Below are 10,352 nucleotides of genomic sequence, written 5' to 3'. Positions count from 1 at the left end.
CTGGAAAATAATTATATGGCAAGTAGTTATAGCGCCTTTCTTGATAAAATCACGAGCAATCCACAATGGATGGATAAAGTAATTTATTTCGGGATTGGATTTATTCTTGCCAGTTTAATTGTCTGGATTCTCAAGCAACGCGCAATCAAAAATCTTGAAGTCCAGCTTAAAACTCGTATCGCCAAGCTTGATGCCACACTTGAAAGCGAACGTTATCAGTCAAAAGAAAAAATTCGACTGCTTGAGCAAGCTGAAGAAAATCTTTCGCATGCCTTTAAGGCGCTTTCTGCCGAAGCCTTGCAGCATAATAATACTTCTTTTTTACAGCTTGCTGAGCAGACCTTTAAAAAACTTCAAGATGGGGCTTCGCAAGATCTTGAATCGCGCAAAAAATCAATCGGCGAATTAGTTGCTCCGCTCAAAGAATCACTAAATAAGGTCGAACTAAATATTCGTGAAATTGAAAAAGCCCGTTCTAATGCTTATGTAGGTTTGACCGAACAGATTAAAACTTTAACTTCAAATCACTCACTACTACAAAAAGAAACCTCCAATCTAGTCAAGGCGCTGCGCGCTCCGCAAACGCGTGGACGTTGGGGCGAGATGCAGCTGCGTCGCGTTGTCGAGCTTGCGGGCATGGTTTCTTATTGTGACTTTGTCGAGCAGGTCAGTGAAAGTGATGGGGACGGAAATCGCCTACGCCCGGACATGATTGTGAGATTGCCGGGGAATCGCTCGATTGTAGTTGATTCGAAAGTGCCGCTTGAAGCCTATCTCACGGCGCTTGAAGTTGATGATGATGAAGCCAAGAAATCGCAGCTTTTACGGCATGCCAAGACTGTGGCAGACCATATTACCAAACTTGGGCGCAAGGGTTACTGGGAGCAATTTTCACCGAGTCCAGAATTTGTGGTGCTTTTTATTCCGGGAGAAGTTTTTTTTAGTTCGGCGATGGAGCATGACCCGAGCTTAATTGAGCGTGGGGTTCAGGAGAAAGTTATTGTAGCAACGCCGACGACATTAATCGCGTTACTCCGGGCGGTTGCTTATGGCTGGCGCCAGGAGCAGTTGACAGAGAATGCGCGCGAAATCAGCGCACTTGGAAAATCTCTCTACGATCGCGTCGTAAAACTAACAGGCCATTTTCTTAATCTGCAAAAGGGTCTGGACAAAAGTGTGACTGCTTATAATCAGGCCTTAAAGACTCTGGAAGATGATATCTTAACGACAACTCGTAAGTTCCCTGAGCTTGGCATCCAGGCAACAAATCAGATTGAGAAAATAGAACTATTAGATTCCGTTCCAAGGCGTCCGACTTTATCTGCTGAAGATCCCCAGGCGCCTGATGACCCAGCCAAGCTGATTTAACTAATATTTCATTCGAGGATAGTTGTAATCCCTGTTCTCCAAGGCAATACTCGAATCTTGCCCAAGCGATATTCTGCAGTGGTATTGCATAAACAATACAGTTTGGCTTGAGGATGATCTTCGGCAAAAGATTTTAGTCCTAATAAGTCTTTTGCTTGTGGTGTCTGTGCTGATTTAATTTCAATAACTAATGATTATAGCTAGTTGGCTCAGCTGACAAAACATTAAGCCCAGACGATGATGATTATTTTATAGTCTTAGGCTATACTGCAAAGCATCTTCATGCGGAGTATCTCCTATGGCGTTTGGGACTGAAGCGCAGCAGTTTGCTTCCCTCGCTGGTCATATGCCAGTGATTTTTTTCTCACTTAATGCAAAAGGCGAATTTATTCTCGCCGAAGGGCATGGACTTGAAGCCCTCGGACTTAAAGCTGGCGAACTTGTCGGCATGTCTGTTTTTGAAATTAATTTTGATAATGACCAAGTTCATCGCGACGTGCGCCGCGCACTTGGCGGAGAAACCTTTACGAGCACAATTGAAATTGGCGAAACTGTTTGGTCAGTACGCTTTCTGCCACTTTGCTGCCCTTCCGGATTAGTTGCAACAGTTCATGGAGTCGCCTTTGACATCACAGAGCGCTGCCGCAACGAGGAATCATTATTAGAGACAGAGCGTTCAATCCGCAAACAAAACGAAGTTCTAGTTCGCCTAGCCAAAAGCACTGCTGTGATCCAAGGCGACCTAGCACAAGCATTAAAAGAAATTACTGAAACCGCAGCTGCCACCTTAGGTATTGAACGGGTCAGTATTTGGCTCTACAATCAAGACCGCACCATCATTGATTGTGTAAACCTTTATCAACGCTCAGCAAATAAGCACAGCTTCGGCGCACAGCTTAAATTCGATACTTGTCCTGAATATTTCTCCGCGCTTGAAGCCGACCGTGCAGTCGTTGCGAACGATGCCTGCAGCAATGAAGCGACTAAAGGTTTCGCTGAAAACTATTTAATCCCTAACGGCATTGCCTCACTACTTGATGCTCCGATCAGAGTTGGCGGAAAAACTGTTGGGGTCGTTTGCCATGAGCATATTGGGCCACAACGACATTGGACAATCCACGAGCAGACCTTTGCCGGATCACTTGCTGACCTAACTGCCCTGGCAATCGAAAGTCAAGAGCGTATGATTTCCCGCGAACGCTTACAGTATCGACTGCAATTCGAACGCCTACTGACAACCCTTGGTAAAAACTTCATTAACCTACCCTCTTCAGAAATTGATTCAGGTATTCGCAAGGCTTTGCATGAAATTGCAACCTTCGTCGGAGTGGACCGTGCCTATATCTTTATTCTCGATAGCGATAAAACGAAAGTTGATAGCGGAATCGAATGGTGTAACGACGGAATTCACTCAACCTACGAGCGCATGCTCTATCTTGACTCCGAACTTTTTCCTTGGTTCATGAAAAAATTGGCTGGCGCACGCCCTTTCTATATTCCGCGTGTTTCTAACCTGCCACAAGATGCTGAAAATGAACGTCAGGAAATGCTCGCGCAAGGCATTAAGTCTGTGCTCGTTGTCCCAATTATCTATGCAAATTCTGTCTGCGGCTTCTTAGGATTTGACTCCGTAAAGCAAGAAAAGCGCTGGTCCAAAGAAGCAATACAGCTTCTACAAGTAGCAGCTGAAATGTTTATTAATGCTCTCGAACGTAAGAAAGCTGAAGAGCAAATCCGTGCACATGCCGCAATTCTCGATATTACGCGCGATGCAATCATCGTGACTGATAACGATGATTGCATTATTTTTTGGAATAAGGGCGCAGAGGATCTCTACGGTTGGAAAGCAGCTGAGGCGATCGGAAAATCTACGCAAGAACTTTTGTCTCCAGGCCTAGAAGAGACTTTAATCAATCAACGACTAGACTTTTATACCCGTGGGGAGTGGCGTGGCGAGCGACAACAGCTAACAAAATCAGGTCAACAAATTGTCGTCGAAAGCCGTCGTACGGTGATGCGCAATGAGCTAAATGAACCGCGCTCGATTCTAATTGTGAATACTGACATAAGTGAAAAGAAAAAGTGGGAAGAACAAGTCGTACGCGCTTCAAAACTTGAATCTGTCGGACTACTTGCCGGCGGCATTGCCCATGACTTTAATAACATTCTGACTGCAATTGTTGGTAATATTTCAATTTCAAAAAATGCTCTCGACCCTACTTCTACAATCAATGATCATCTAACGAAAGCAGAACGTGCTGTTTTCCGGGCAAAAGACTTAACTCAGCAACTACTAACTTTTGCCCGTGGGGGTTCCCCGATTAAGACCACAGCTTCGCTACAGGATCTTATTAATGAAACTGTCGAATTTGCTTGCCGTGGTGGAAATTGTCGCTGTGAAATTGATATTCCAGACTTCCTTTGGCCCGTGGAAGTGGATGTCGGGCAATTTGGACAAGTAATTCAAAACTTAGTGATTAATGCGGTACAAGCGATGCCCAATGGCGGGATAATTTCGATCCGTTGTGCTAATGTCGAACTCCCTCAAGATGTCGATGGCTCAATCACAGTATCATTAACGCCAGGTAAGTATGTGCGAATCGAAGTTAGTGATCAGGGCTCTGGAATTCATCCCGATCACTTAATCAAAATATTTGATCCGTATTTTACGACTAAAGACACCGGAACTGGTTTAGGATTGGCAACTACATATTCAATTATGCGTAAGCATAACGGTGAAGTCACAGTTGATTCCGCTCTTGGTCAGGGCACAACCTTTAAGCTTTATATCCCAGCATCAACTAAAGTTTTAGCTGAGCAGATTCAAGTTGAAACTGAGCAAACAGAGATTAGTTTGCCTGCTCTTTGCTCTGGGCGCATCCTTGTCATGGACGATGAAGATCTAGTTAGGGAAACTACTGGCGCGATGCTGGAGCGCCTTGGCTACGAAGTCGCTTATGCAGTTGATGGACGTGAGGCAATTGATAGTTACAATACTGCGTTTAGATCTAAACAGCGCTTTGATGCAGTCATTATCGATCTCACAATCCCCGGAGGATTGAGCGGTAAAGACGCCATCTGTGAATTAAAGAAAATTGACCCCCAAGTCGTTGCACTTGTCTCTAGCGGCTATTCAAACGACCCAATTATGGCAGAATATCGAAGCTATGGCTTTTCTGGAGTGGTAGTTAAGCCTTACGAAATTAAGCAACTCGGAATTGCACTTGCAAAAGTTTTAAAGTCGGAGTCAAATATAGCTGCAAGTAATATTTTAGCCGCCGATCATGATGACGTCAAACGAGACCGCACTCCAGCCAACTGAGATAACAGATTTACAAAGCACAAACTGGCTTGCCAATCTTGCCTTAGCCCTGTTTGGAATTCTGATTTTCTTAATCGCTGGGGAAATTATTGCACGAGCCTATCTCAGTATCCCTGCAAAAAAAGTAGCTTCTGATCGTCCAGTCTATTGGTACCTTCCCGAAGCTTCAACTGACTACCGCAATTTGCCCGTGACTCCAGAAAAGCCAGCCGGGACATACCGGATTATTGTTGTCGGTGATTCCTTTACCTATGGTGATAAAGTTCAGTTTGATGACACCTTTCCCAAACGTCTAGAGCGTCTCTTAAATTTAAATCAAAACCAGCAAAAAGTTGAAGTTATCAACTGGGGAGTCCCGGGCTTTGCAACTTACCAAGAAGTGCCACTGGTCAAACGTGCGATGGAAAAGTATCACGCTGATTTAGTGATTTTACAAGTCACACTAAACGATACGCAACTTGTGCCATATCACCCTAAGCACGAGTTTGCGCGCTTAAAAAACGGCAAGATTGTTTTTGATTCAAAATTGCTGGAGCATTGGGCCTTGGCGCATTTATTACTTGAACGTTACTATGCTTATCAATTTTCCAAAGAGCATGTGGCATTTCATTTTCGAATGCTTGAAGCAAAAGAAAACTGGAATATGTTTTCTAATGCAGTTGGAAACATCAAGAAGTATAGCGATGAATTCAAAACCAGGGTTTTAGTTGTGCTACTTCCGATGTTCAATTCGCCACTTGATGGCAGTTATCCATTTATTCCGCTGCATCAAAAATTTAAAGCTGAATTTGAGAAAAATCACCTTAGCTTTGTAGATTTCTTTGAAAACTATCGAAACATCCCTTCAATCCGACTTGAAGTTGAGCCAGGAATCGATGGACACCCTAATGAAATTGCACATCGCATTAGCGCTGAAGCAATTTATCGCTACCTCAAGGAGCACGATTTAATTCCCGATGATGTGAAAATTAAGGATGTCGCAAAAGGAGTTCGCAAGCAACTTCCACAAAATCGTGCCTAGTCTCCAGCTTCGTTTTTTTGGTCTGCGCTGGATCGAAAAAAACGGCTTTAAAACAAAGTATAAATAAATGGGGCAAGCGCAGTATTTTGCCCAGTCACTAAAATAATCCCAAGCAAAATAAAGAGCATAATAATTGGTGTCAGCCACCATTTTTTACGCACTTTCATAAATTGCCAAAGTAATAAAAATTTTGATTGAGCCATAATTCCTAATATTGAAATCCTACTCTAACAATCCGCCTACGCCAAATTAAAAATAATTGGGCCTACGGCGGGATAAATTTGTTCAATGAACAAATTTAAAACGGTTGAAACGGTCTAGTCCCCGGACTATCTGGGCCAATTTCTCGCCACATAGTACTCCGAGAAGTATCCCACTTACGCTCTAGCAAATCTTTTCCAAGCAAACGAAAAATTAGTCCTGCTGGTAAAACAGCAAGATAAAAGAGCAATACCAATAATATTTTCCCGAAATACTCACCTAAATAAAAACCAAACTTCATCCAAATCTTTTCAACTCTATCCAATTTAAGCGGATTAAAGACACCGAAAAGCAAAAAAGCGCAATCCAGAACTAAAATCAAGCAATGCTTGAGGTGAATACTGCCTTTAAAATAAACGATTGCAGCAAAAATAACTGTTAAGACCAACGCCATTTGCAAGGCAAAGGAACGCAGCGCCTTTTGACGATCATAAGTTTTGGTCGGATATGTTGTGAGATAAGCAAAGCATGCCTTGCCAGCATCAAGGTTTGGTTCGAGTTGCAGTTGCTCTAATTTTTTTGTTTGCACAGTCAGTGTCATTAATTCTTTCCTATTAACGTTAATCGAGCTCAAATTCTTTGATCCAATCTGAATCTTTGGAAAGTTGCGGTTGTTCATGTTTATAAAGCAGGCAATCTTCTAAAACCAAAACATCCATTTCTGTTCTTAAAAAACACAGATAGGCATCAAATGGTGTGCAGACGATTGGCTCTCCGCGCACGTTAAATGAGGTATTAATTAACACCGAACATCCAGTCTTAGTTTTAAAACTCTTGAGTAAGTCATAAAACCGCGGGCTACGCTCGGCATCGACAGTTTGCACCCGAGCAGAGTAGTCAATATGAGTCACTGCAGGGATATCACTTCGAACAAGGTTTAACTTTTCGATGCCAAACAGTTTTTCTTCATTGTCACTCATTTTACGGCGGCGCTCAGCCTTCACCGGCGCAACAAGCAACATATATGGTGATTCTTCTTCGAGTTCAAAATATTTGGCAAGATCTTCACGCAAAACAGCCGGCGCAAACGGTCTAAACGATTCGCGAAACTTTATCTTTAAATTCATCACTGACTGCATATCGGTTTTGCGTGGGTCACCTAAAATGCTACGAGCTCCAAGTGCCCGTGGACCAAATTCCATTCTTCCTGAAAACCAACCAACTACTTTTCCTGAACTTAATGCTTCTGCTGTTTTTTCCAATGCTTGATCGCTTGCAAACCGGTGGTACGGGGCACCCGTCGTTTCCAGGAAACTTTCAATTTCTTCGTTAGAAAATTTTGGACCAAGATATGAGCCTGCCAAGGAGTCGCTTGATTTTTGCGGAATACGTTTATTCTCAAGCACATGATGCCAGGTAAAAAGTGCGGCACCTAAGGCCCCTCCCGCATCTCCCGCAGCAGGCTGAATCCAAATCGAATCAAAAGTTTTATCTTTAAGTACCTTACCATTGGCCACACAATTTAGTGCTACCCCGCCAGCTAAAACCAGGTTTTTTTCTCCTGTCTCTTTGCGCAAATGTTTAGCCATTCGCCGCATTGATTCCTCAGTGACAGCTTGAACTGAAGCAGCTAAGTCCATTTCGCGTTGCTCAAGTCGAGTTTCAGCTCCACGAGGTGGCGCACCGAAGAGTTGGTGAAACTTCTCTGAGGTCATAGTGAGGCCCTGACAATAGTTAAAATACTCCATGTTCAGAGCAATCGATCCATCTCCTTTGAGATCGACTAAGTGTTTTAAAATTTGATCGACATATTTTGGCTCACCATAAGGGGCAAGACCCATTACTTTATATTCACCAGAGTTAACCTTAAAGCCAGTATAGTAGGTAAAGGCGCTATAGAGTAATCCTAAGCTATGCGGGAAACGCAATTCATGCGTAAGCTCGATTTTATTACTTCTACCAACTCCATAACTGCCAGTTGACCACTCGCCAACTCCATCAATCGTCAACACAGCTGCAGATTCATACGGCGAGGGGAAAAATGCAGAAGCTGCATGTGATTGATGATGTTCAGGATAAACTACTTCACCCTCAAACTCCAACTCACGCTTGATGAGATCACCAATCCAAAGCTTATCTTTAAGCCAAACAGGAAATGCTTTAAGGTAAGAAGCTAAACCTTGTGGCGCGTAGCTAATATAGGTTTCAAATAGACGCTCAAATTTAATCCAAGGCTTATCGTAAAAGGCAACATATTTAAGATCGGCGACCTTAATCTTTGCCTCCCTCAGACAGTACTGCACAGCAAGATGGGGAAACCCGGGATCGTGCTTTTTTCTGGAAAAGCGTTCTTCTTGAGCAGCAGCAATAATTTTACCGTCGCAGATTAGCGCTGCGGCCGAATCATGATAATATGCTGATATTCCTAGAATATAAGTCGACATAATCAGGTGCTAGTAGCATGGATTAAGTAAAATAGCTAAATACAATATGATGCAAATTAAAAAAGCAGTAAATCCTTGGAAAAAACTTAGTTCTCAAACAATTTATAAAAACCAGTGGATTTCTTTGCGCGAGGACCAGGTAATTCGCCCAGACGGGGAAAAAGGCATTTACGGAGTGCTTGAAACCCGTATTGCTACAGGAGTTGTTGCAATTGACACAGAGAATTACATCTATCTCGTAGGGCAATATCGCTATCCAACGGATTGCTATTCTTGGGAAATTCCTGAAGGTGGCGGCGACCCAGGTGAGGCACCACTCACCACCATTCAACGTGAACTTAAAGAGGAGACCTCACTTGTTGCTAGCGATTGGGTACAACTTGGACCAGAGGTGCATTTAAGTAATTGCATCTCTTCCGAACGTGCTTATTTGTTTTTGGCGCGCGGATTAACCGTCATTCCCACCAAAAACCCTGACACTACTGAAATACTCGAAGTCAAGCGCGTAACTTTTCAGACCGCCTTACAAATGGCGCGTAGTGGAGAAATTGTCGACGCAATTAGTATTATTGCGCTTGAGCGTGCAGCAAATTTTCTAGGCTTGAGATAGTTATGGATCCGCAATCACAATCCACCACAAGCGAACTCGAACAAATCGCTGCGACAATTCATTCGCGCAAACTCACAGCACCAGTAATTTTCTTACTCGAGTCACATTTGCCTTTGCGGGCTGTAGCTGAAAATCTGATCCTTTTTTTAGCTCCATTTGTTCAACCCTTTATGCGTAAATCTTCACTCGATTCGCTACGAAATATTCTTAGCTCCCCAGAGGCGATTCAAGAATTAATCAACCAACTTGAACAACTTGAGAAAAACCATTAATTCTCTCTACGTGTCAGTGCCTGATTATAATATTTTGCAAGATTTTACCGGCAAAAATTCTTAAAACTACCATCTTGCATAACTTCTGGTTGTCTAGTCTTCTTAGTGCGTGGAACACGCAACGCCAGCAATCATGATTCTTACGGTTTTATTTGTAGCCCCAGTGCTGCTTTCAATCTGGCGTGCTAAGCAAGGTGAAAAAATCTTTGTGCGTAAAATCCCCGGAGTTGATGCACTAGATGATGCCGTTGGTCGCGCAGTTGAGTTGGGACGACCTGTATCTTTTACAACTGGTGGAGCTGGTGTTGGTCCCGTTCTCTATGCGTGCTTGGGAGTGCTTGCCCATGTTGCACGAAGGGTTGCAAAGCTACGCCACCGCTTGCTCGTCCCTTGTAATGACCCGGAAGGTTTTGTCTTAACGAGTCGCACAGTTGAAGCAGCTTTTCGCCAAGAGCGCGCACTTTCACGTTACGATCACGAAAGTGTGAGATTTTTGTCCTCAGAGCAATTTGCCTATGCTTCAGGCTATATGGGCATGATTCACCGTGAAAATGTGGGGAGTGCCTTGATGTTTGGCACTTTTGCTGCTGAATCATTAATTCTTGCTGAAGCCGGACAACAAGTTGGGGCAATGCAGGTTGCAGCAACTGTTTCCAACGAGCAAATCCCGTTTTTTATTTGTTCTTGCGATTACACTTTAATTGGCGAAGAACTATTTGCAGCAGGCGCATACTTGTCCCAAGATCCCGTGCAAACTGGCAGTCTGCGTGGGCAGGATTTTGCAAAATTTATTGTACTTTTATTAGTGATTTTAGGGTCTGTGCAAGCTACTGCTTATTCCCTTTTCTATGATCTTGAACAGAAAGATAGTCCACTTGCGGTTGCGCTGACTACAAATTGGGACGGAACAAGACGTCAATGAGCAAGCAGCGTTTAATTTCATTGGTAACTTTTATCGGCGGGCTTTATTTTTTCATCGCCTATTTTATTCCCATGCCAGAGAAAGTTAATGGTGTTGAATTTACAGCAATCCATCAAGCAATCATTAAAGGTATTCAGGTCGTTGGCACCATGGCAATTGGTCTTGGCTTATTCAATATTATTGCTGTGCACG

The 10,352-nt window shown here is 43.3% G+C and carries 10 protein-coding genes; 7 read left to right on the top strand and 3 right to left on the bottom strand.

Annotated features, from left to right (window positions below; genetic code table 11):
• Window positions 1–15 precede the first annotated feature (15 nt).
• From rmuC to JNK13_07115, 3 genes are all read left to right on the top strand, one after another.
• The gene (gene rmuC / locus JNK13_07125; protein MBL7662508.1) at window positions 16–1,368 is read left to right on the top strand and encodes a DNA recombination protein RmuC; all 1,353 of its coding nucleotides are present in this window, start codon (window positions 16–18) and stop codon (window positions 1,366–1,368) included.
• 298 nt (window positions 1,369–1,666) lie between these two features.
• Window positions 1,667–4,690, top strand: a complete 3,024-nt coding sequence (locus JNK13_07120; GenBank protein MBL7662507.1) for a GAF domain-containing protein — start codon at window positions 1,667–1,669, stop codon at window positions 4,688–4,690.
• The gene (locus JNK13_07115; GenBank protein MBL7662506.1) at window positions 4,653–5,711 is read left to right on the top strand and encodes a hypothetical protein; all 1,059 of its coding nucleotides are present in this window, start codon (window positions 4,653–4,655) and stop codon (window positions 5,709–5,711) included. The genes JNK13_07120 and JNK13_07115 overlap by 38 nt, the downstream gene beginning before the upstream one ends.
• 47 nt (window positions 5,712–5,758) lie before the next feature.
• Here JNK13_07115 and JNK13_07110 read toward each other — a convergent pair whose 3' ends face one another.
• From JNK13_07110 to JNK13_07100, 3 genes are all read right to left on the bottom strand, one after another.
• Entirely contained in the window at window positions 5,759–5,914 is a 156-nt protein-coding gene (locus tag JNK13_07110) for a hypothetical protein (protein MBL7662505.1), read from the bottom strand.
• Between the two features lie 95 nt (window positions 5,915–6,009).
• Window positions 6,010–6,513, bottom strand: a complete 504-nt coding sequence (locus JNK13_07105; protein MBL7662504.1) for a hypothetical protein — start codon at window positions 6,511–6,513, stop codon at window positions 6,010–6,012.
• Window positions 6,514–6,532: 19 nt separating this feature from the next.
• Entirely contained in the window at window positions 6,533–8,356 is a 1,824-nt protein-coding gene (locus tag JNK13_07100) for a carbamoyltransferase (GenBank protein MBL7662503.1), read from the bottom strand.
• Between the two features lie 55 nt (window positions 8,357–8,411).
• Here JNK13_07100 and JNK13_07095 point away from each other — a divergent pair, with 55 nt between their 5' ends.
• From JNK13_07095 to JNK13_07080, 4 genes are all read left to right on the top strand, one after another.
• Window positions 8,412–8,966, top strand: a complete 555-nt coding sequence (locus tag JNK13_07095) for an NUDIX hydrolase (protein MBL7662502.1) — start codon at window positions 8,412–8,414, stop codon at window positions 8,964–8,966.
• 2 nt (window positions 8,967–8,968) lie between these two features.
• The gene (locus JNK13_07090) at window positions 8,969–9,238 is read left to right on the top strand and encodes a hypothetical protein (protein MBL7662501.1); all 270 of its coding nucleotides are present in this window, start codon (window positions 8,969–8,971) and stop codon (window positions 9,236–9,238) included.
• A gap of 109 nt (window positions 9,239–9,347) precedes the next feature.
• The gene (locus JNK13_07085; GenBank protein ID MBL7662500.1) at window positions 9,348–10,160 is read left to right on the top strand and encodes a hypothetical protein; all 813 of its coding nucleotides are present in this window, start codon (window positions 9,348–9,350) and stop codon (window positions 10,158–10,160) included.
• On the top strand, window positions 10,157–10,352 hold a 196-nt coding region (locus JNK13_07080; protein ID MBL7662499.1), incomplete at its 3' end, for a hypothetical protein. The genes JNK13_07085 and JNK13_07080, both read left to right, overlap by 4 nt.

It is taken from the genome of bacterium (assembly GCA_016786595.1).
GTDB lineage: Bacteria > Bdellovibrionota_C > UBA2361 > SZUA-149 > JAEUWB01 > JAEUWB01.
The sequence above is the reverse complement of the archived record's forward strand: the minus strand, read 5'-3'. Positions and strand labels throughout refer to the sequence as shown.